The organism is Streptomyces sp. NPDC017246, assembly GCF_044331325.1.
Taxonomy (GTDB): domain Bacteria; phylum Actinomycetota; class Actinomycetes; order Streptomycetales; family Streptomycetaceae; genus Streptomyces.
The window spans coordinates 32,873-53,122 of sequence record NZ_JBIRMW010000006.1 but is presented as its reverse complement, the minus strand read 5'-3'; the positions used below and the strand labels follow the sequence as shown (position 1 = coordinate 53,122).

Here is a 20,250-nt window from a genome sequence, read left to right as displayed (position 1 = left end):
GGGCCTATCCTGCCGGGTCGTCTTCCTCCGCGGCCAGTGCGAGCGCCGTGCCCACCAGGCCGATGTGGCTGAAGGCCTGCGGGAAGTTGCCCAGCTGGCGGTCGGTCACCGGGTCGTACTCCTCGGCCAGCAGGCCCACGTCGTTGCACAGGGTCACCAGCCGCTCGAAGAGCTCCCTGGCCTCCTCGGGCCTGCCAATCAGCCGGAGCGCGTCCGCCAGCCAGAAGGAGCAGACCAGGAAGGTGCCCTCCTGGCCCGGGAGGCCGTCCAGCGCTCCCGAGTCGGCGCTGTAGCGGCGTACGTAGCCGCCGTGCAGCAGCTCCGCCCGGACCGCGTCCACCGTGCCCACCACCCGGGGGTCGTCCGGCGGCAGGAAGCCGACCTGAGGGATCAGCAGGGTCGCCGCGTCCAGCTCCGGCGAGCCGTACGCCTGGGTGAAGGTGTTCCGGGCGGGGTCGTACGCCCTCGCGCAGACCTGGGCGTGGATCTCGTCCCGCATCGTCCGCCACCGCGCCGCGTCCCCCGGCAGCGAGGGGTCCGCCTCCAGGGTGCGGACCGCCCGGTCGGCCGCCACCCAGGCCATCACCTTCGAGTGGGTGAAGTGGCGGCGCGGCCCGCGCACCTCCCACAGGCCCTCGTCGGGCTCGCGCCAGGTCGATTCGAGGAAGCCGAGCAGGCTCAGCTGGAGGTTCCAGGCGTGCCGCTCGGCCGGGATCCCGGCCTCACGCGCGCGGTGGAGCGAGTCGATGACCTCGCCGTACACGTCGAGCTGGAACTGGTCCACGGCGGCGTTCCCGGTCCGGACCGGAGCCGAGTCGGCGTAGCCCCGCAGCCACGGCAGGGTGGTCTCGGGGAGCCGGCGTTCCCCGGCCGGTCCGTACATGATCTGCAGATCGGCCGGGTCCCCCGCGACGGAGCGCAGCAGCCAGTCCCGCCAGGCGCGGGCCTCGTCGACGTATCCGGCGGCGAGCAGCGCGCCGAGGGTGAGGGAGGAGTCCCGCAGCCAGCAGGCGCGGTAGTCCCAGTTCCGTACGCCGCCGACCTCCTCCGGCAGGGAGGTGGTCGGGGCGGCCATGATGCCGCCGGTCGGGGCGTAGGTGAGCGCCTTGAGGGTGATCAGTGAGCGCATCACCGTCTCCCGGTACGGGCCCCGGTAGGTGCAGCGGGCCGCCCACTCCCGCCAGTCCGCGAGGGACTGCTCCAGGGCTTCGTGGGGGTCGACGAGGTCGGGGCGCGGCTCGTGCGAGGGATGCCAGGTCAGTACGAAGGCGACCTTCTCGCCGGCGGTGACGGTGAAGGAGGAGCAGGTGGAGAACTGCTGGCCCCAGGTCTTCACGGGCGGGTCGCTGCGCAGCCAGACCGCGTCGGGCCCGGCGATCGCGACCCGATGCCCGTCGGAGCGGCGCATCCAGGGGACGATCGAGCCGTAGTCGAAGCGCAGTCGCAGGACGGCGCTCATCTCGACGCTGCCGCTGACGCCCTCCACGATCCGCATCAGATCCGGGGCTCTGTCCCGCTGCGGCATGAAGTCGACGACCTTGACGGTGCCGGTGCGGGTCTCCCAGTAGGTCTCCAGGACGAGGGAGTCCTCGGCGTACCGCCGGGTGGTGCAGGTGGTGGCGCCCTTGGGGGCGATCCGCCAGTGGCCGTTGTTCTCGTCGCCGAGGATCGCGGCGAAGCAGGCCGCGGAATCGAAGCGGGGCAGACACAGCCAGTCGACCGACCCGTCGCGGCCGACGAGCGCGGCGGTCTGGAGATCGCCGATGAGGGCGTAGTCGTCGATACGTTGCGTCACGCTTTGGGCTGTTCCCGGAAGAGGCGACGGTCAATCAGAGGGACGGAGTGGCCTGGATCGCTTCGGGGTCCCGTTCCGGGGTTCCGGAGGCGCCGTCTCCCGGCGTGCCGGACGAGGCGGCGGCCTTCCGGTCCAGCTTCTCCCGGCGGACCAGGATCACCCAGCCGACGGGCACCCCGCCCGCGAAGAGCCACCACTGCACGGCGTACGCCATGTGGGCGCCGATCGAGTCGTGGTCGGGCTCGGGGATCAGCTCGGGGGTGTCTCCCGCGGGGGAGGGTTCGACCTGCTCCAGGTATCCGCCGAGTACCTCGCCGCCGATGAGCTCGGCCTGCTGCCGGCTGTTGATGAGCATGACCTGGCGGTCCGGCAGACCCTTCAGGTCCTTGATGCCGCTGGCGCCGGTCGTCTCGTCGGCCTTGAGGCGGCCGGTGATCGTGACCTCGCCCTTGGGGGCGGGCGGTACCGGCGGGAAGGAGTGCTGATCGGCGGCGGCCGGCACCCAGCCGCGGTTGACCAGGACGATCCGGCCGTCCCGGAGGACCATGGGGGTGAGGATGTGCACGCCGACGCGGTCGTCGGAGGAGGTGCGGCGGCGGACGACCACCTCGTGGGCGGTGTCGAAGGTGCCGGTGGCGGTGGCGGGCCGCCAGTAGTCGGAGCGCGGGACCGTGTGGCCGGGGGAGGTGAGCTCCTCCACCGGGCGCGGCTTCGCCGCGATGTTGTCCGCGATCAGGGCGTTCTGGGCGACCCGGCGTTCGTGCCGGTGGAATTGCCAGAAGCCCAGCTCGATCATCGTCGGGACGAGGACGAGGGCGATGAGGGTGAGGATCACCCACTGCCGGGACAACAGGAAGCGGTACACGCCGTCGACGGTACAACGTGGCGAAAGGCCCCCTCGCGGCGGGTGCCGAAGGGGGCCGAAAGCGGTCAAGGGATCGTTTCCTCACGGGGGACCGGAGCCGTGTCCGGTCACACCCTGTCCACGATGCCCGCCTTTCCCTCCGCGCGGGCGCAGTGGCCGCCGCAATACCAGCTGCCGTCGACCTCTACGCCCTGCCCGATGATCTGGACCCGGCAGTGCTCGCAGATGGGCGCCATGCGGTGAATGGCGCAGGCGAAGCAATCGAAGACATGGATCGCGCCCTGTGCATGAATCTCGAAGGACATGCCGTAATCGTTTCCGCAGACCTCACAACGTGCCATGCGCCACAGGGTGGGGCTCCCGGCGGGCGCGCGCAGCTCGGCACGCCCGCAGGGCCGGCGGTGTCACCCGTCTGCCGGGGCCACGTCCCTGAGCAGCTGGGTGTAGGCGGCCTCGTCGACGATCGGCGTGCCGAACGACTTGGCCTTGACGGTCTTGGAGGTGGCGGAGTCCGGGTCGTTGGTGACCAGCAGGCTGGTCAGCCGGGAGACGCTGCCCGCGACATGGAGCCCCGCGTCGACGGTGCGGTCCTCCAGGAGCTCCCGGTCGACGGAGGTGTCCCCGGAGAAGGCCACCCGCATGCCCTGCTTGAGTGGTTTGTCCGTCTGGTACCGGCCGGGGTTGGGATGCGGGCACGCCGGACGCTTCCGCGAGGGACGCCAGCTGTTCGCCCGGTAGGAGGACCCGTACGAGGACTGCTGGCCGATCCGGGGCTGCGCGGGTGAAGCGGCCCACTCGGTCAGCGGCCGGCACTCCAGGAGCGGCAGCCGTACGTTGCGCTCGGCCGCCGTGTGCAGGCTCGGCCGGAACGCCTCGGCCAGCACCCGCGCGTCGTCGAGGGCGTTGTGCGCGCGCTGCTGCACGACGCCGAAGTGCGCGGCCAGCGACTCCAGCTTGTGGTTGGGCAGCGGCAGCGACAGCTCCTTGGCGAGCGCGATCGTGCACAGCCGCTGCCGCACCGGAGCGGCGGACTCGGCGCGCGCGTACTCCCGGGCGATCATCTGCCAGTCGAACATCGCGTTGTGCGCGACGAGCACCCGCCCGTCGAGCCGGGCCGCGAACTCCGCCGCGATCTCCGGGAAGAGCGGCGCGCCCTCCAGCACGTCCGTGGTCAGCCCGTGGATCCAGACGGGTCCGGGATCACGCTCGGGATTGACGAGGGTGTACCAGTGGTCCTCGACGTTCCCCTGGGCGTCCAGCCGGTAGACGGCGGCCGAGACTATCCGGTCGTCGCGGGCGAGTCCGGTGGTCTCCACATCGACGACCGCGTACCCCTGCGGGTAGGCGGCCGGCCACGTCGCTGCTGTCGTACGGTCGTCAAGCACGGTCACTGAGAATACGGCCCGCGACCGACATCTCCGTCCCCGGTGTCCCCGGGGGCCCCGGCGAGGAGCCCGTCCACCAGGGCGCGCACCGAGTCGACGAACAGCCGCTCGGTGTCGACCGGGGCGGCCAGGACCCGGGCGAGGGGGTCGTCGGACTCGGCGTCCTCGCCGCGCCACAACTCCTCCTCGGCGGGCGACTGCGCGGGAGCCCGCTCACGATTGCGCTCCACCAGGACGTAGCCGACGACCTGGAACTGCACCGCGCGGACCACCCGTGCCGCCTGCGCCCCGCGCAGCCCCGCCGCGTGCGCCTCGTGGACCAGGGCGCGCTGGGCGGGCAGGAACATCCGCTCCGTCAGGCCGCGCTCGTGGACCATCGCGACCAGGTGCGGGCGCTCGCGCAGGGCGCGACGCAGGGACCGGGCGACGGAGACCAGCCGCTCGGCGGGGGTCGCGCCGTGCGGGCGGATCGTGTCCAGGTCGGCGACCGTCCGCTCGACCAGCGCGTCGAGCAGGGACTCGCGGTTGCCGACGTGCCAGTAGATCGAGGTGACCGCGGTGCCGAGCTCGGCGGCGAGCCTGCGCATGGTGAGAGCCGTGGGGCCGTGCTGCTTCACCAGCGCGGCGGCGGTCTCCAGGACCTCCTCGCGGGTGAGTGCGGTGCGCGCCATCCGTTCCCCCAACTCTGCTCCGTGCACGCCTATTTACCCTTCATCGCCGTCGGTGTAACTCTGTTACAGGCCCGACCCCCTGAAGGGTGGTACGTCATGGCACGAGTACGGTACGGGGCGCGCACCGACGCCGAGATCACGGCGGCCCGCACGAAGAGCGCGAAACTCCCCGACATCTGGTCCACCGGAGTGGTCGCCGTCTGGGAGACCGATCCGGACGTCGTCGCGGCGGTCCTGCCGCCGCCGCTGAAACCCACCGCGCGTCCCCTCGTACGCGCCAACATCTCCCAGGTCGACCTGCCCGGCTATCCGCTCGGCGCCGGCTCGGTCGCCGTCGCCGCCGCCCACGGCGACCAGGAGGGCTGGTATCCGCTCGTCATGCCGATGACCCACGAGCGGGCCCTGGTCGGCGGCCGCGAGGTCTTCGGCGAACCGAAGAAGCTCGGCGAGGTCGTCGTCGAACGCGACGGACTCGTCGTCCGCGCCTCGCTCGGCCGGCACGGCATCGCCTTCGTCGAGGTGCGCGGCGCGGTCTCCGGCCCGCTGCCGCCGCCCGAGCCCGCCGAGAAGACCGACTTCTACTTCAAGTTCCTGCCTGGCGTGGACGGCACCGGCTTCGACGCCGACCCCGTCCTCGTCCACTGCGTCCGGAACGAGAAGGTGCGGAAGCTGGAACGGATCACCGGGGACGTCGTCCTGCGCGAGTCCATGTACGACCCCGTCGCCGACCTCCCCGTCCGCCGGATCGTCGAGATCACCATCGGCGAGAAGACCACCGACCAGAAGGGCCGCGTCGTGGAACGGGTCGCCGCCCAGGCCCTCCTGCCGTACATCCACCAGCGCTACGACGACCCGCAGCAGATCCTCGACGGCCCCCCGGAAGGGAGCCTGTGATGGAGCTGCGGGAGGGACAGGTCGCCGTCGTCACCGGCGCGGCGAGCGGCATCGGGCTCGCGATGGCGCGCCGCTTCGCCGCCGAGGGCCTTGCCGTCGTCCTCGGGGACGTCGAGGCGGGAGCGCTCGCCGCGGCCGCCGAAGGGCTGGCGGAGAGCGGGGCGCGGGTCCTCGCCCGGACCGTCGACGTCTCCGACCCCGACGACGTCCGGGCGTTCGCGGACGCCGCGTACGACACCTTCGGCGCCGTCCACGTCCTCTGCAACAACGCCGGCGTCGGCTCCGGCGCCGAGGGCCGCATGTGGGAACACGAGCCCAACGACTGGAAATGGGCCTTCTCCGTCAACGTCTGGGGCGTCTTCCACGGCATCCAGGCCTTCGTCCCCCGCATGCTCGCCGGCGGCGAGCCCGGCCACGTCGTCAACACCTCCTCCGGAGACGGCGGCATCGCCCCGCTGCCCACCGCCTCCGTGTACGCCGTCACCAAAGCGGCCGTGGTGACCATGACCGAGTCGCTGTACGCCCATCTGAAGGCGGAGCACGCGCGCGTGGGCGCCTCCGTGCTCTTCCCCGGCCCGCACATGCTCCGCACCGGCCTCTGGGAGTCGCACCGCAACAGGCCCGACCGGTACGCCAAGGAGCGGCCGCGCAGGACCCCGTACCGCAGCCTCGACCAGTGGGAGGCCGCGATGAAGGAGGCCGGGCACGAGGTGGCCTTCACCCCGGTGGAGGAGGTCGCCGAGCACGTCGTCGACGGCATCCGCGCCGACCGCTTCTGGATGCTGCCGGAGAGCGAGCACAGCGACCGGCAGATCCGGGCGCGCTCGCGGTCGATGCTCGACCGCGCCGACCCGTCGTACCTGGAGAGCTTCATTCTCGACTGAGGAGGCCCCGATGGCCGATCCGAACGACCCGTATCTGATCATCTCCTCCGACTGCCACGCCGGGCTGCCCACCGAGGAGTACCGGCCCTATCTCGACTCCCGCTTCCACCGCGCGTTCGACGAGTTCCTCGCCGGACGCGAGGCGCGCCGGGAGGCCATGACCCGGCTCGGCGTACGCAACGAGGCCTTCGCCGACCGGTGGTTCCACGACAACGAGGAGGGCCTGCGCGGCGGCTGGGACTCCGTGCAGCGGCTCAAGGAGCTCGACGGCGACGGGGTCGCCGCCGAGGTCGTCTTCCCCGACGCGGACGCCGTCGACAGCCGGACCGCCGCCCCCTTCGGCGTCGGCCTCGGTCTCTCCGGCGACCAGGACCCGGAGCTCGGCATGGCGGGCGCCCAGGCGCACAACCGCTGGCTCGCCGAGTTCGTCGGACAGAACCCCGAACGGCACTGCGGGGTGGCGCTGCTGCCCATCACCGCCGAGCCGTCGAAGGTCGTCGCCGAGATCCACCGGGCCAAGGAGTCCGGGCTCGGGGCGCTGATGATCCCCTCCATGTGGGTGGACAAGGAGCCGTACCACGACCGGCGCTACGACCCGGTCTGGGCGGCCGCCGCCGAGACCGGCATGCCGCTGGTCACCCACTCCGGCGCGGCACCCCGCGAGGAGTACGGCGACCACCTCGGCATCTATGTCTCCGAGGTCACCTGGTGGCCGGCCAGGCCGCTGTGGTTCCTGCTCTGGTCGGGCGTCTTCGAGCGCCACCCCGGACTGCGGTTCGGCGTCGCCGAGTCCGGCTGCTGGTGGCTGCCGAACCTGCTCTGGTTCATGGACCGGCTCTACCTCGGCGCGCACGGCGGCAAGAAGCTGTCCCCGTTCGCGGAGCTGAAGCGGCCGCCCAGCGAGTACCTGGACCGGCAGGTCTTCATCTGCGCCACCAACACCAAGCGCCGCGAGCTCGCCCAGCGGTACGAGATCGGCGTCGACAACATCCTGTGGGGCTCGGACTTCCCGCACCCGGAGGGAACCTGGCCGGACACGCGCGCGTGGCTCCGGAAGACCTTCCACGACATCCCGGTGGCGGAGACGCGCCGGATGCTGGGGCTGGCGGCGGCCGAGGTCTTCGGATTCGATACGCGAATATTGGATCCGATCGCCCGGCGCATCGGCCCCACCCCCGCCGACCTCGGCCAGCCCGCCGACCAGGCCGCCGTGGAGGCCTCCTGGGCCCGCTCCCGCGAGGTCGGCCGCCACTGGCTCACGGACCACGACTTCCCGGTCCTGGGGGTCACGCCATGACGGACCGCTACACGGTCGTCTCGGCCGACTGCCACGCGGGCGCCGACCTCCTCGACTACCGCCCGTATCTGGAGACGAAGCACCACGAGGCCTTCGACGCCTGGGCGGCCTCCTACGTCAACCCGTACGAGGACCTGCTCGCCGACACCGCCGACCGCAACTGGAACTCCGAGCGCCGGCTGCGCGAGCTGGAGGCCGACGGCATCGTCGCCGAGGTCGTCTTCCCCAACACCGTCCCGCCGTTCTTCCCCAAGGCCTCCCTGATGGCCCAGCCGCCCGGCCCGGCCGAGTACGAGCGGCGCTGGGCCGGACTCCAGGCGCACAACCGCTGGCTGGCCGACTTCTGCGCGGCCGCGCCGGGGCGCAGGGCGGGAGTGGCGCAGATCCTCCTCAACGACGTGGACGCGGCGGTCGCCGAGATCCGCCGCACCCGCGCGGCCGGGCTCACCGGGGGCATCCTGCTGCCCGGGGTCCCGCCGGGCTCGCCCGTGCCCGAGCTGTACTCGGAGGCGTACGACCCGATCTGGGCGGTCTGCGCCGAGCTCGACATCCCCGTCAACCACCACGGCGGTTCCGCCTCGCCGCCCCTGGGCGACGAACCGGCCGCCCGGGCGGTCTTCATGGTGGAGACCACCTGGTTCTCGCACCGGGCCCTCTGGCACCTGGTCTTCGGCGGGGCCTTCCGGCGCCACCCGGGGCTCAAACTGGTCCTCACCGAGCAGGGCTCGGGCTGGATCCCGGGCGTGCTCGACATGCTGGACTACTACCACGGCCGTCTCGTCGCGGCCTCGACCAGGGCGAGCACCGCGGAGTCGAAGTTCGGCGCGGGGCTCGCCGCGTCGATGGGCAAGGGGCCCAGCGAGGTCTGGCGCGACAACTGCTTCGTCGGCGCGAGCTTCATGCGCCCCCACGAGGTGCCGCTGCGCGACCGGATCGGCCTCGACAAGATCATGTGGGGCAGCGACTACCCGCACGACGAGGGCACCACCCCGTACTCCAGGGAAGGCCTACGGATCGCCTACGCGGGGCTGCCCAGGGAGGAGGTCGCGGCGATGGCCGGCGGCAACGCGGCCCGTGTCTACGGCTTCGACCTGCCGTATCTGGACTCGCTCGCGGCTGTCCACGGGCCGACGGTCGAGGAGATCGCCGAGCCGCTGAAGGAGGTCCCGGCGGGTGCCACCAGCCCGGCCTTCGCCCCGGGCGGGTCGGTCCGCGTCTGGTGACCCGCCGGGTGCGACGCTCCTGAGGTGACCGCACCCCCAGCACCGGACGAGGCACCGGACGAGGCCCACGACGAGGCCCACGGCGGAGGTCTCGGCTCCCGTCTCAACTGGCTCCGGGCCGCCGTGCTCGGAGCCAACGACGGGGTCGTCTCCACCGCGGGCCTCGTCGTCGGCGTCGCCGGCGCCACCGAGTCCCAGGCCGCCCTGCTCACCGCCGGCCTCGCGGGGCTGCTCGCCGGCTCGATGTCGATGGCGGCGGGGGAGTACGTCTCCGTCTCCACCCAGCGCGATTCCGAGGAGGCCGCCCTCGCCCAGGAGAAACGCGAACTGCGCGAGGACCCGGAGGCGGAGCTCGACGAGCTGACCGGCCTCCTGGCGGCTCGCGGACTCTCCGCCGACGTGGCCCGCGATGCGGCCGAGCAGCTCACCGCCCGCGACGCCCTGCGCGCCCACGCGCGCGTGGAGCTGGGGATCGACCCGGACCAGCTCACGATCCCCTGGCACGCGGCCGCCGCGAGCTTCCTCGCCTTCACCGTCGGCGCCCTGCTCCCGCTCCTCGCGATCGTCCTCCCCCCGGCCTCCGCCCGCCTCTGGGTCACGGTCGTCTCCGTCCTCGCGGCCCTGGCCCTCACCGGCTGGTGGAGCGCCCGCCTGGGCGAGGCCCCCGCGGGCCGAGCGATCCTCCGCAACGTGGCGGGCGGCGCCCTGGCGATGGCGGTCACCTACGGCGCGGGCTCGTTGCTGGGAGCGACGGGGATCTAGCCGATCCGGAAGGCCTTGTCAGAAGGTGCCAAGGCTTGCTGACAAGTCGTCTCGCATACTTGTTGGTAACCACGTCTAGCCGCACCCCGACCGGCGCCCCTACCGTCATCGGCATGCCGAACCTGCCCGATGTCGTGCTCTGGTCCATACCGGCGTTCGTCCTGCTCACCGTCGTCGAGATGGTCAGCTACCGCCTCCGTCCCGACGACGACGCCGCCGGATACGAGGCCAAGGACGCGGCCACCAGCATCGGCATGGGACTCGGGAGCCTCTTCGTCGACCTCGTGTGGAGGATCCCGATCGTCGCGATCTACGCCGCCGTCCACGAGCTCACTCCGCTCCGCGTGCCCGTCCTGTGGTGGACGATCCCGCTGATGCTGCTCGCCCAGGACTTCCTCTACTACTGGCAGCACCGCGGACATCACGTCGTCCGCGTCCTGTGGGCCAGCCACGTCGTGCACCACAGCAGCCGCAGGTTCAACCTCTCCACCGCCCTGCGCCAGCCCTGGACCGGCTTCACGTCCTGGCCGTTCTATCTGCCGATGATCGCGCTCGGCGTCCCCCCGGCAGCGCTCGCCTTCTGCTCCTCCGTGAACCTCGTCTACCAGTTCTGGATCCACACCGAGCGGGTCGACAAGCTGCCCCGCCCCTTCGAGTACGTCCTCAACACCCCCTCCCACCACCGCGTCCACCACGCCTCCCAGGGCGGCTACCTGGACCGGAACTTCGGCGGGATCCTCATCCTCTGGGACCGGATGTTCGGCTCCTGGGTCGGTGAGACCGACCGCCCCGTCTACGGCCTCACCAAGAACATCGAGACCTACAACCCGCTGCGCGTCGCCACCCACGAGTACGCCGCCATCGCCCGCGACCTCAGGGCCGCGCACGACTGGCGCGAGCGGGGAGGCCGGGTCTTCCGCGGCCCCGGCTGGCAGCCGGCCCCCGCCGGCACGGCGACCGCCACGGCAGCCGGCACAGGATCCCGTACCGAAGCGGGCTCCACCCCCGCCCCCGTCTCGGCCCCCGTCTCCGCGCCCGTCACCCCGGAGCGCGCCGCGTGAAGACCTCCTCCCGCGTGCTGCTCGCCGCCTTCGGGCTCGCGGCCGCCGTCGACCTGATCTCCCTGCTCGCCGGCGCCGAGCTCGGCCACCGGATCGCCAAGCCGTGCCTGATGCTTCTGCTCGCCGCGTACGCCGTCACCCGGGGCGCCCCGAAGCCGCTGACCGCCGCGCTGCTCCTCGGCTGGGGCGGCGACGTGTTCCTGCTCTCCGGCGCCGACGGGGCCTTCCTCGTCGGCATGGGCTGCTTCGCCGCCGGGCACGTCTGCTACCTGGTCCTCTTCGGGCGACGGCGTACGTCCCCGGCACTGGGCGCCCTGTACGCCGCCGCCCTCGTCGGCACCGTCGTGCTCCTCTGGCCCGGCCTCCCCGCCGACCTGCGGATCCCGGTCGCCGGATACTCGCTGCTCCTCACCGCCATGGCCTGCCGCGCGAGCTCCCTCGGGCTCCTCGCCGGACTGGGCGGCGCCCTGTTCCTGCTGTCCGACACCCTCATCGCCACCAAGATCGCCGAGTGGCCCCAGCTGCCGGTGTCCGACTTCTGGGTCATGCTGACCTACATCGCGGCGCAGTACCTGCTGACGGCGGGAACACTCCACGCGATGTACGGTGAACGTCGTACAAACGTCTGACAGCAAGGACCGTCCGCCATGCGCGCCACCACCATCCACGCCCCGTTCGACATGCGCGTGGAGGACGTGCCCGACCCGGTGGTGCAGGACCCCACCGACGTCGTCGTCCGCGTCCTGCGCGCCTGCGTCTGCGGCAGCGACCTCTGGGCCTACCGCGGCGAGTCCGCCCGGCAGCCCGGCCAGCGCATCGGCCACGAGTTCCTCGGCATCGTCGAGGCGGCCGGCTCCGAGGTCACCGGCTTCGCCGCCGGCGACCTCGTCGTCGCCCCCTTCGTCTGGTCCGACGGCACCTGCGACTACTGCGCCGAGGGACTCCAGACCTCCTGCCCGAGCGGCGGCTTCTGGGGCTCGGTCGGCTCCGACGGCGGCCAGGGCGAGGCCGTCCGGGTCCCCTTCGCCGACGGCACCCTCGTCAAGCTCCCCGCCGACGCCGCCTCCGACGACCGGCTCCTCACCGCGCTGCTCGCCCTCTCCGACGTCCTGGGCACCGGCCACCACGCCGCCCTCGGCGCGGGCGTGAAGCCGGGCTCGACGGTCGCCGTCGTCGGCGACGGCGCCGTCGGTCTCTGCGGTGTCCTCGCGGCCAAGCGCCTCGGCGCCGAGCGGATCATCGCCCTCGGCCGGCACACCACCCGTACCGACATCGCCCGCCTCTTCGGCGCCACCGACGTGGTCGCCGAGCGCGGCGAGGCCGCCGAGGCCGCCGTCCGCGAGCTGACCGGCGGCCAGGGCGCCCACGGCGTCATCGAGGCCGTCGGCACCGAGCAGTCCATGCGGACGGCCGTCGCCATCGCCCGCGACGGCGGCTCCATCGGCTACGTCGGCGTCCCGCACGGCAGCGGCACCGGACTCGACCTCTCCGTCATGTTCGACCGGAACATCGCGCTGCGCGGCGGCGTCGCCCCCGTGCGCGCGTACATCCCGGAGCTGCTCCCGGACGTCCTGGACGGCACGATCGACCCGTCCCCGGTCTTCGACCTCACCGTCGGTCTCGACGGCGTCCCGGGCGGCTACAGGGCCATGGACGAGCGCACCGCCCTCAAGGTCCTCGTCAAGCCGTAGTCCACTCCGGGGCATCGGCCCCCGGCAGGCCCGGCGGACGCGACCAGCCCGCCGGGCCGCCCTCGTACGCCACGGGCGACAGCGCGTGCCGCAGCCGGCCCAGGGGCCCCTCCGACTCGGTGACGTACCGCTCGGGCCGGTACGGGGGCAGGGTGTGGGTCAGCCAGTGGCCCGTCTGGGCGAGGGCGAGCCGGACGAGCCGCGTGCCGCCGTCCCGGTCCTGCTCGGTCAGGGACCGCAGCACCGCCGCCGCGAGCAGATAGCCGGTGCCGTGGTCCAGGGCCTGCGCGGGCAGCGCGCCCGGCTGCTCCACCGAGCCCTCGGTGACACCGATCCCGGTCGCCACCTGGACCAGGCTGTCGAAGCCCCGCCGTCCGCCCCACGGCCCGTAGTCGCCCCAGGCGGAGAGCCGGGCGGTGACGAGCCCCGGGCGGTGCAGGTCGAAGCGGTCGAGCGCGCCCGGCCGGTAGCCGGTGACCAGCACATCGGCGGAGTCCAGGAGTTCGCCGAGGGTGCGCCGGTCGGACGGACGGTCCAGGTCGAGCGCGGCGGTCCGCTTCCCGACGTTCGTGTCCGCGTGCTGGTCGGGCAGTTCGGGATTGCCGGGCGGGTCGATGCGCAGCACGTCCGCGCCGAGCAGGGCGAGGGTCCGGGTCGCGACCGGCCCCGCGATCACCCGCGTCAGGTCGAGGACCCGCGGGGGGCCCGTACGGCGCCGGGGCGGGGCCTCGTCGAGCCGCTCGCGGGTCAGGAGCGGCCGGGCCGCCACCTCGCGGCCCTGCGGGTGCGCCGCCCACTCGCCGGGCGTGCGCAGGGCCACGGCCAGGCCCCCGGCCGCGTACACCGCCGTCTCGGCCTCGACGGCCTTCCGCTCGCCGATCGCCGCGGCGACGGCCTCCACCGACTCCTCCACCGACCCCTCCCGCACTCCGAGCGCGGTGAGCAGGGCGGCCCGGTGGTGCGGGTAGTTGGCGTGGGTGCGGACCCAGCCGTCGGCCGCCCGCCAGAACCGGGACAGCGGCGCGAAGGCCACCGGTACCCGCCCGTCGACCCGCAGATGACGCTCGCTCACGAAGGCGGTGGCGACGGCTCCGTCGTCCACCCGTACGGGACCGGGAAGCCCGGCCCGTTCGACGGCGGCGAGCCCGGCGACCGCCACGGAGGCGCGGGCCAGTTCCATCACCGGCAGCCGGGCCGGCAGCAGTCCGGCGGACCCGCCGTACTCCACCCGGTCGACCAGGGCGGGAGCACCGCCGAGGGCCGACCACAGCAACTCCGTACCGGTGCGCACCGTATGCGTCATGCCGTTGTTCATACCCCGCACTATGGCACTCGGTGCCATGCGAAGGGCCCTGGCGTGGCACACCACACCAGGGCCCTCGTTCGGTCACTCGTCGACTAGCGGCGGACAGCGTCCAGCGCGTCGATCAGACCGGCTCCGTAGAAGCCGTTCTTGTTCTTGCCACCCTCGCAGACGGCGTCGATCGTGCCGTCGCCCTCGATGTCGTACGGGTTGGTGCACGCACGCTTGTCGGCCTGCGCGTACAGCAGCGCCTTCAGGGCCGCCGGGCTCGCGTGGGGGTGCGTCGACTTGATGAGCGCCAGGACGCCCGCCACGTGCGGCGAGGCCATCGACGTGCCGGCCTTGTAGTTGTAGCCGCCGTTGACCGTGGTCGACAGGATGCGGCCGTTGACCGCCGGGGCGTCCGGGGTCTGGTACTCGGTACGGTCACCGCCGGGGGCGGCGATGTCGATGACGCCGAGACCGTAGTTGGAGTAGGACGCCTTCAGGTCCTTGGCTCCGGTCGCGGAGACGGTGACGACGCCCGGCAGCATGGCCGGGTAGTCGAAGCACTCCTTCGGGTCGATGACCCGGTCGCCCGGCGTGGTGTCGTTCGGGCTGCTGTTGTCGAGGATCGAGTCGGCCGCCAGGTCGAACTTGGAGTTGCCGGCCGCCGCGACGTTGACCGTGCCCTTGCGCTCCGCGTAGCGGGTCGCGCGGGTGACCGCCTCGATGAGGGCCTTCTGGTCCGCGTCGTTCTTGCACGCGAACATCCACGGGTCGGTGTAGTAGCTGTTGTTCGTGACGTCGACACCGTGCTCGGCCGCCCACACGAAGCCGCAGACGACGGCCTCCGTGTAGAAGAAGCCGTCCGGGGTGGACACCTTGATGCCGGAGACCTTCACGCCCGGGGCGACACCGGTGACGCCGATGCCGTTCTTGGCGGCGGCGATCGTACCGGCGACGTGGGTGCCGTGGTCGCTCTCGCCCGGGTTCGGGCGCCACGAGCCGGCGGTGGTGTCCGGCTTGCCGGACACGCAGTTGGCGGAGGCCTTGGCGTCGAAGTTCGGCGCCAGGTCCGGGTGCGTGTCGTCGACACCGGTGTCGATGACACCGACGGTGACGCGCTTGCTGCCGAGCGTCTTCTGGTGGGCCTTGTCGGCCTTGATCGCCGGGAGGTCCCACTGCAGGGGCTCCAGCGGGTCCTGCTCGTCCGTCGCCCTGGCCGCGGCGGCCTTGGCCTCGGCCGCGGTGAGCGTCTGCGCGCCCTCGTTGACGGCGTCGTCGGACTGGACGGAGAGCGGGGCGGTACGGGTCGAACCCGCCGACACCACACCGCGGGCCGTGCGGATCGTCTTCGCGAACTCGGGGTTCTGCGAGTGGACGACTATCACGCCTATCTGGTCGTACGAGATGACCACCTCGCCGCCGGCGGCGGCTATCGCCTTCTTCACCGAGGCGGCGGTCCAGCGGCCACCCGCGACGTTCACGACGTACGACAGCTTCGGGCCGTTCGTCGCCACGGTCGCCGCTGCCGGTGCGTCGCTCAGTTCCGCGGCGGAGGCAGCGCCGGAGGGAAGGAAGCCGAGCGAGGCCGTGAGCGCGAGACCAACCGGCAGAGCAAGAGCTCGGCCGCGCCTCGATCCCAGATGAGCCATGGGTTCTCCACATCATCCGTATGTACTGCCCGCACGCGGGTTTGCGCGCGGACAGGTGCATGACGAGTGAAGCTATCGCTGATCTTCCCGGCCCATCAATGAGTTGAGAAGACTTCATGAAGATCTGACCGAAGAAATCCCTCCCGTGAACCACTTCCCGTTCTGCTCCGTGCCGTTGGACAGGGGAGGGGCTCCGACCGGAGCCCCTGTTCCCGCACCCCTGGTGAGGCCCCCTTGACCATGCCGTCCGCCCCCGCGTCACGAGGAGATTCCGTGGCTACCGAAGCACCGCCGCCGCCCAGAAACGGGACGGAGGCCTCATCAGCTCCCGTATCGCCCACGACGGAACAGTTCGTCGAGGTGCAGGAGGGCGAGGAGTTCGGCGAACTGCGCCGTACGTACCGCTCCTTCGCCTTCCCGCTCACGCTGGCCTTCATCGCCTGGTACCTGCTGTACGTGCTGCTCTCCAACTACGCCGGCGACTTCATGGGCACCAAGGTCTTCGGCAACATCAACGTGGCGCTCGTCCTCGGCCTCGGCCAGTTCGTCACCACCTTCCTCATCGCCTGGCTCTACTCGCGCCACGCGGCGAACCGGCTCGACCCCAAGGCCGAGGTCATCAGAGAGCGTATGGAGGGCGACGCATGAGCACCCCCGTCCTGCTCGCGGCGGGCAACGCCACCAGCGAGCACCGGCCCCTGATCATCGCCCTCTTCGGCGCCTTCGTCGTCGCGACCCTGGTCATCACCGTCTGGGCCGGCCGGCAGACCCGCAGCGCCGCCGACTTCTACGCCGGCGGAGGCCAGTTCACCGGCTTCCAGAACGGCCTCGCCATCTCCGGCGACTACATGTCCGCCGCGTCCTTCCTCGGCATCAGCGGTGCCATCGCCCTCTACGGCTACGACGGCTTCCTCTACTCGATCGGCTTCCTGGTCGCCTGGCTCGTCGCCCTGCTCCTGGTCGCCGAACCGCTCCGCAACTCCGGCCGCTTCACCATGGGCGACGTCCTCGCCTACCGGATGCGCCAGCGGCCCGTCCGTACCGCCGCCGGCACCTCCACCATCGTCGTCTCGATCTTCTACCTGCTCGCGCAGATGGCGGGCGCGGGCGTCCTCGTCTCGCTGCTGCTCGGCATCACCAGCGACGGCGGCAAGGTCGCGATCGTCGCCCTGGTCGGCGTCCTGATGATCGTCTACGTGACGATCGGCGGCATGAAGGGCACCACCTGGGTGCAGATGGTGAAGGCCGTCCTGCTCATCGCGGGCACCCTCCTCATCACCTTCCTCATCCTGCTGAAGTTCGACTTCAACCTCTCGCAGCTGCTCGGCGCCGCCGCCACCAACAGCGGCAAGGGCGACGCCTTCCTGGAGCCCGGCCTCAAGTACGGCGCCTCCGCCCTCTCGAAGCTGGACTTCCTCTCCCTCGGCATCGCGCTCGTCCTCGGCACCGCCGGCCTGCCGCACATCCTGATCCGCTTCTACACGGTGCCGACCGCCAAGGCCGCCCGTAAGTCGGTCAACTGGGCCATCGGCATCATCGGCGGGTTCTACCTGATGACGATCGTCCTCGGCTTCGGCGCCGCCGCCCTGCTCAGCGGCGACACGATCAAGGCGTCCAACAAGGCGGGCAACACGGCCGCCCCGCTCACCGCCCTGGAGGTCGGCGGCGGCGCCGGCTCCACCGGCGGCGCGATCCTCCTGGCCGTCATCTCCGCCGTCGCCTTCGCCACGATCCTCGCCGTGGTCGCCGGTCTGACCCTGGCCTCGTCCTCGTCCTTCGCGCACGACATCTACGCGAACGTGATCAAGCGCGGGAAGGCCACCGAGAAGGAGGAGATGCGGGCCGCCCGCTGGTCCACCGTCCTCATCGGCATCGTGTCGATCGGGCTCGGCGCCCTCGCCCGCGACCTCAACGTCGCCGGCCTGGTCGCCCTCGCCTTCGCCGTCGCCGCCTCGGCCAACCTGCCGACGATCCTCTACTCGCTCTTCTGGAAGCGGTTCACCACCCAGGGCGCGCTCTGGTCGATCTACGGCGGACTGATCTCCTCCGTCGTCCTCGTCCTCTTCTCGCCGGTCGTCTCCGGCGGGCCGGCGTCGATGTTCAAGGGCGTGGACTTCCACTGGTTCCCGCTGGAGAACCCCGGCCTCGTCTCGATCCCGCTCGGGTTCCTCCTCGGCTGGCTCGGCTCGCTCCTCTCCAAGGAGGAGCCGGACGCGGGCAAGTACGCGGAGCTGGAGGTCAAGTCCCTCACCGGGGTCGGGGTCGCCGCCGCGGTCAAGCACTGACCGGAGCGCGACCGGTCGTATACGTTCCGCAGCGATTCACCGGCCGCGTCGTAGAGTTCTACGACGCGGCCGCGCCGGTCCTCGTGACAATCTGCCCTGCTCCTTGTCCGTGGGCTCACGTAGGCTCGAACCACACGCAACCACACGACGGGGAGGGGGCCCACAGTGCTCATCGACACCTACGGCCGCGTGGCCACCGACCTGCGCGTCTCGCTCACGGACCGCTGCAATCTGCGCTGCACGTACTGCATGCCGGAAGAGGGCCTCCAGTGGCTCGCCAAGCCGGATCTCCTCACCGACGACGAGATCGTCCGGCTGATCCGTATCGCGGTCACCGACCTCGGGGTCACCGAGGTCCGCTTCACCGGCGGCGAGCCGCTGCTCCGACCCGGCCTCGTCGGGATCGTCGAGCGCTGCGCGGCCCTGGAGCCCCGCCCCCGGATGTCCCTCACGACCAACGGCATCGGGCTGAAGCGCACGGCCGCCGCCCTCAAGGCCGCCGGCCTCGACCGGGTCAACGTCTCCCTGGACACCCTGCGCCCCGAGGTGTTCAAGACCCTCACCCGCCGCGACCGTCACCAGGACGTCCTCGACGGCATGGCGGCCGCCCGGGACGCCGGCCTCACCCCGGTCAAGGTCAACGCCGTCCTGATGCCCGGGCTCAACGCCGACGAGGCACCCGATCTGCTCGCCTGGGCGGTCGCCGAGGGTTACGAGCTCCGCTTCATCGAGCAGATGCCCCTCGACGCCCAGCACGGCTGGAAGCGCGACGGGATGATCACCGCCGGGGACATCCTGGAGTCGCTGCGCACCCGCTTCACCCTGACGCCCGAAGGCGCCGACGAGCGCGGCTCGGCCCCCGCCGAGCGCTGGGTCGTCGACGGCGGACCGCACACGGTCGGTGTCATCGCCTCCGTCACCCGCCCGTTCTGCCGGGCCTGCGACCGCACCCGGCTCACCGCCGACGGCCAGGTGCGGACCTGTCTGTTCGCCACCGAGGAGACGGACCTGCGGGCCACGCTCCGCTCGGACGCCTCCGACGCGGAGGTCGCGGAGCTCTGGCGGAAGGCGATGTGGGGCAAGAAGGCCGGCTCCGGCCTCGACGACCCGGAGTTCCTCCAGCCCGACCGCCCGATGTCGGCGATCGGCGGCTGAGCGGGAAGGCCTCGGGCCTCCCGGCCGAGCGGGGGAGGGGGCCTCAGGCCTCGGCGGACTCCCAGTCGGCCAGCGGCACGACGTCCTTGAGGAAGCCCCGTACTCCCAGGAACTGGGAGAGGTGTTCGCGGTGCTCCTCGCACGCGAGCCAGGTCTTGCGACGCTCGGGCGTGTGCAGCTTGGGGTTGTTCCACGCGAGCACCCAGACGGCGTCGGCGCGGCAGCCCTTGGCGGAACAGTTCGGCTTCTCTTCGCTCACCCGATCATTGTCCAACAAGGGCGATGCCGAGCAGCCACGGGGGGAGCTGCCCGGCATCGGTCCGTCGCTCCGACGGGGGATGCGGAGCGCGTAGGCAGTATGTCACGGCACATGGGGTCGGGTGCACTGGAACTTCACGATTGATCTGAGCTTTTCTTGAGGTTTCCGGCCACTGTCCGTGATCAGTTCCGGCCGTACGGCCGTTCCGTGTCCGGGTCCCCCGAGGCCTCCGCGGCACCGAGCGCGGGCCGCACCGGAGCGGGTACGAAGGTGGAGGGAAGGGACGGAGCCGACTCGCGGCCCGCGTTCGCGATGACCACCGCGACATAGGGGAGCAGGATGCCGAGGGCGAGCGCCACGACGGCCACATGCCGCTCGACGTTCCACAGCACCGCGGCCGCGATCACGGAGAGCGTCCGGACCGTCATCGAGATGATGTAGCGCCGCTGGCGCCCCCGGACGTCGTCCGCGAGCCCCTGCCGGGCCCCCGTGATCCGGAAGACCTCGCTCCCGCCCTGCTTCGGCATCGCCGTCCACCACCCACCGGTCGCGCCGGACTCTCCCCGGGTCCGGACCTCGCTCCACCGTACGCCCGCCCTCCGGCGCCGACGAGACCGGGGCACGGATGGAGCTGTCCGACATGCGCCGTATGGCCGATGGGCCGAGACTGGGCGCACATGGGTACAAGGAGGCGACGATGAGTTGGTTGTGGGCGATCATCGTGGGATTCGTCCTCGGTCTGATCGCGAAGGCGATCCTGCCGGGGAAGCAGCAGATCCCGCTCTGGCTGACGACCGTGTTCGGCATTCTCGGCAGCGTGCTCGGCAACGCCGTCGCGACCTGGATGGGAGTCAACGAGACCAAGGGCATCGACTGGACCCGCCACCTGCTCCAGCTGATCGGCGCCGTCCTCGTCGTGGGGGTGGGCGACATGCTGTGGGCCTCGATCAAGGGCGGCAAACAGCGGGCCTGAGCGCCCCCTCGGTTCCCCGGAAGTCCGGAAGACCTGAAGCCGGGAAGACCGAAAGACCGGGGGCCCGGTACGGCACATCAGTGCCGTACCGGGCCCCCGGTCCTCGTCTG

21 protein-coding genes are annotated in these 20,250 nt (G+C 71.8%); 12 read left to right on the top strand and 9 right to left on the bottom strand.

The window, feature by feature from the left end:
- Positions 1–4: 4 nt before the first annotated feature.
- The 5 genes from ACH4MY_RS15535 to ACH4MY_RS15515 all read right to left on the bottom strand — a co-directional run bounded on the left by ACH4MY_RS15535 (position 5) and on the right by ACH4MY_RS15515 (position 4,716).
- Positions 5–1,795: a glycoside hydrolase family 15 protein gene (locus tag ACH4MY_RS15535; protein ID WP_398002875.1), complete on the bottom strand. Its 1,791-nt coding sequence runs from the start codon at positions 1,793–1,795 to the stop codon at positions 5–7.
- 34 nt (positions 1,796–1,829) lie between these two features.
- Positions 1,830–2,660 carry an SURF1 family protein gene (locus ACH4MY_RS15530; protein WP_398002873.1) on the bottom strand — a complete coding sequence of 277 codons (831 nt, stop codon included), beginning with the start codon at positions 2,658–2,660 and terminating at the stop codon, positions 1,830–1,832.
- Between the two features lie 107 nt (positions 2,661–2,767).
- Positions 2,768–3,001: a hypothetical protein gene (locus ACH4MY_RS15525; RefSeq protein WP_398002870.1), complete on the bottom strand. Its 234-nt coding sequence runs from the start codon at positions 2,999–3,001 to the stop codon at positions 2,768–2,770.
- A gap of 63 nt (positions 3,002–3,064) precedes the next feature.
- On the bottom strand, positions 3,065–4,051 hold the full coding sequence (locus ACH4MY_RS15520) for a DEDDh family exonuclease (protein ID WP_398002868.1): 987 nt from the start codon (positions 4,049–4,051) through the stop codon (positions 3,065–3,067).
- Positions 4,048–4,716 carry a TetR/AcrR family transcriptional regulator gene (locus tag ACH4MY_RS15515; protein ID WP_398002865.1) on the bottom strand — a complete coding sequence of 223 codons (669 nt, stop codon included), beginning with the start codon at positions 4,714–4,716 and terminating at the stop codon, positions 4,048–4,050. The genes ACH4MY_RS15520 and ACH4MY_RS15515 overlap by 4 nt, the downstream gene beginning before the upstream one ends.
- 96 nt (positions 4,717–4,812) lie before the next feature.
- Here ACH4MY_RS15515 and ACH4MY_RS15510 point away from each other — a divergent pair, with 96 nt between their 5' ends.
- The 8 genes from ACH4MY_RS15510 to ACH4MY_RS15475 all read left to right on the top strand — a co-directional run bounded on the left by ACH4MY_RS15510 (position 4,813) and on the right by ACH4MY_RS15475 (position 12,528).
- On the top strand, positions 4,813–5,610 hold the full coding sequence (locus ACH4MY_RS15510) for an acetoacetate decarboxylase family protein (protein ID WP_398002863.1): 798 nt from the start codon (positions 4,813–4,815) through the stop codon (positions 5,608–5,610).
- The gene (locus ACH4MY_RS15505) at positions 5,610–6,494 is read left to right on the top strand and encodes an SDR family NAD(P)-dependent oxidoreductase (RefSeq protein ID WP_398002860.1); all 885 of its coding nucleotides are present in this window, start codon (positions 5,610–5,612) and stop codon (positions 6,492–6,494) included. Before ACH4MY_RS15510 ends, ACH4MY_RS15505 begins: the two co-directional genes overlap by 1 nt.
- 10 nt (positions 6,495–6,504) lie before the next feature.
- Entirely contained in the window at positions 6,505–7,791 is a 1,287-nt protein-coding gene (locus ACH4MY_RS15500; RefSeq protein ID WP_398002858.1) for an amidohydrolase family protein, read from the top strand.
- Positions 7,788–9,014, top strand: coding sequence for an amidohydrolase family protein (locus ACH4MY_RS15495; RefSeq protein WP_398002855.1), 1,227 nt, complete (start codon positions 7,788–7,790; stop codon positions 9,012–9,014). The genes ACH4MY_RS15500 and ACH4MY_RS15495 overlap by 4 nt, the downstream gene beginning before the upstream one ends.
- Positions 9,015–9,038: 24 nt before the next feature.
- Positions 9,039–9,776, top strand: a complete 738-nt coding sequence (locus tag ACH4MY_RS15490; RefSeq protein WP_398002853.1) for a VIT family protein — start codon at positions 9,039–9,041, stop codon at positions 9,774–9,776.
- A gap of 113 nt (positions 9,777–9,889) precedes the next feature.
- Entirely contained in the window at positions 9,890–10,837 is a 948-nt protein-coding gene (locus ACH4MY_RS15485; protein ID WP_398002850.1) for a sterol desaturase family protein, read from the top strand.
- The gene (locus ACH4MY_RS15480) at positions 10,834–11,466 is read left to right on the top strand and encodes a lysoplasmalogenase (RefSeq protein ID WP_398002847.1); all 633 of its coding nucleotides are present in this window, start codon (positions 10,834–10,836) and stop codon (positions 11,464–11,466) included. The genes ACH4MY_RS15485 and ACH4MY_RS15480 overlap by 4 nt, the downstream gene beginning before the upstream one ends.
- Positions 11,467–11,484: 18 nt before the next feature.
- Positions 11,485–12,528, top strand: coding sequence for a zinc-dependent alcohol dehydrogenase family protein (locus tag ACH4MY_RS15475; RefSeq protein ID WP_398002845.1), 1,044 nt, complete (start codon positions 11,485–11,487; stop codon positions 12,526–12,528).
- Here the strand turns inward: ACH4MY_RS15475 and ACH4MY_RS15470 are convergent.
- Both ACH4MY_RS15470 and ACH4MY_RS15465 read right to left on the bottom strand, forming a co-directional pair.
- The gene (locus tag ACH4MY_RS15470) at positions 12,518–13,831 is read right to left on the bottom strand and encodes a CoA transferase (RefSeq protein WP_398002842.1); all 1,314 of its coding nucleotides are present in this window, start codon (positions 13,829–13,831) and stop codon (positions 12,518–12,520) included. The genes ACH4MY_RS15475 and ACH4MY_RS15470 overlap by 11 nt on opposite strands.
- Before the next feature lie 95 nt (positions 13,832–13,926).
- On the bottom strand, positions 13,927–15,468 hold the full coding sequence (locus ACH4MY_RS15465) for a S8 family peptidase (protein ID WP_398002839.1): 1,542 nt from the start codon (positions 15,466–15,468) through the stop codon (positions 13,927–13,929).
- A 273-nt stretch (positions 15,469–15,741) separates the two neighbouring features.
- Here ACH4MY_RS15465 and ACH4MY_RS15460 point away from each other — a divergent pair, with 273 nt between their 5' ends.
- The 3 genes from ACH4MY_RS15460 to moaA all read left to right on the top strand — a co-directional run bounded on the left by ACH4MY_RS15460 (position 15,742) and on the right by moaA (position 18,908).
- The gene (locus tag ACH4MY_RS15460; protein ID WP_398002836.1) at positions 15,742–16,116 is read left to right on the top strand and encodes a DUF485 domain-containing protein; all 375 of its coding nucleotides are present in this window, start codon (positions 15,742–15,744) and stop codon (positions 16,114–16,116) included.
- Positions 16,113–17,753 (top strand): cation acetate symporter, encoded by a 1,641-nt coding sequence (locus ACH4MY_RS15455; RefSeq protein WP_398002833.1) that lies wholly within the window; start codon positions 16,113–16,115, stop codon positions 17,751–17,753. Before ACH4MY_RS15460 ends, ACH4MY_RS15455 begins: the two co-directional genes overlap by 4 nt.
- 165 nt (positions 17,754–17,918) lie before the next feature.
- The gene (moaA, locus tag ACH4MY_RS15450) at positions 17,919–18,908 is read left to right on the top strand and encodes a GTP 3',8-cyclase MoaA (protein ID WP_055599884.1); all 990 of its coding nucleotides are present in this window, start codon (positions 17,919–17,921) and stop codon (positions 18,906–18,908) included.
- 43 nt (positions 18,909–18,951) lie between these two features.
- On the opposite strand, the gene ACH4MY_RS15445 is transcribed toward moaA, so the two are convergent.
- Together ACH4MY_RS15445 and ACH4MY_RS15440 are read right to left on the bottom strand one after the other, a co-directional pair.
- Positions 18,952–19,167, bottom strand: a complete 216-nt coding sequence (locus tag ACH4MY_RS15445; RefSeq protein WP_398002830.1) for a hypothetical protein — start codon at positions 19,165–19,167, stop codon at positions 18,952–18,954.
- A 182-nt stretch (positions 19,168–19,349) separates the two neighbouring features.
- Entirely contained in the window at positions 19,350–19,694 is a 345-nt protein-coding gene (locus tag ACH4MY_RS15440) for a DUF3099 domain-containing protein (RefSeq protein WP_398002828.1), read from the bottom strand.
- Between the two features lie 170 nt (positions 19,695–19,864).
- Between ACH4MY_RS15440 and ACH4MY_RS15435 the strand changes: the two genes are divergently transcribed.
- Positions 19,865–20,140, top strand: coding sequence for a GlsB/YeaQ/YmgE family stress response membrane protein (locus ACH4MY_RS15435; RefSeq protein ID WP_398002826.1), 276 nt, complete (start codon positions 19,865–19,867; stop codon positions 20,138–20,140).
- Positions 20,141–20,250: the final 110 nt, after the last annotated feature.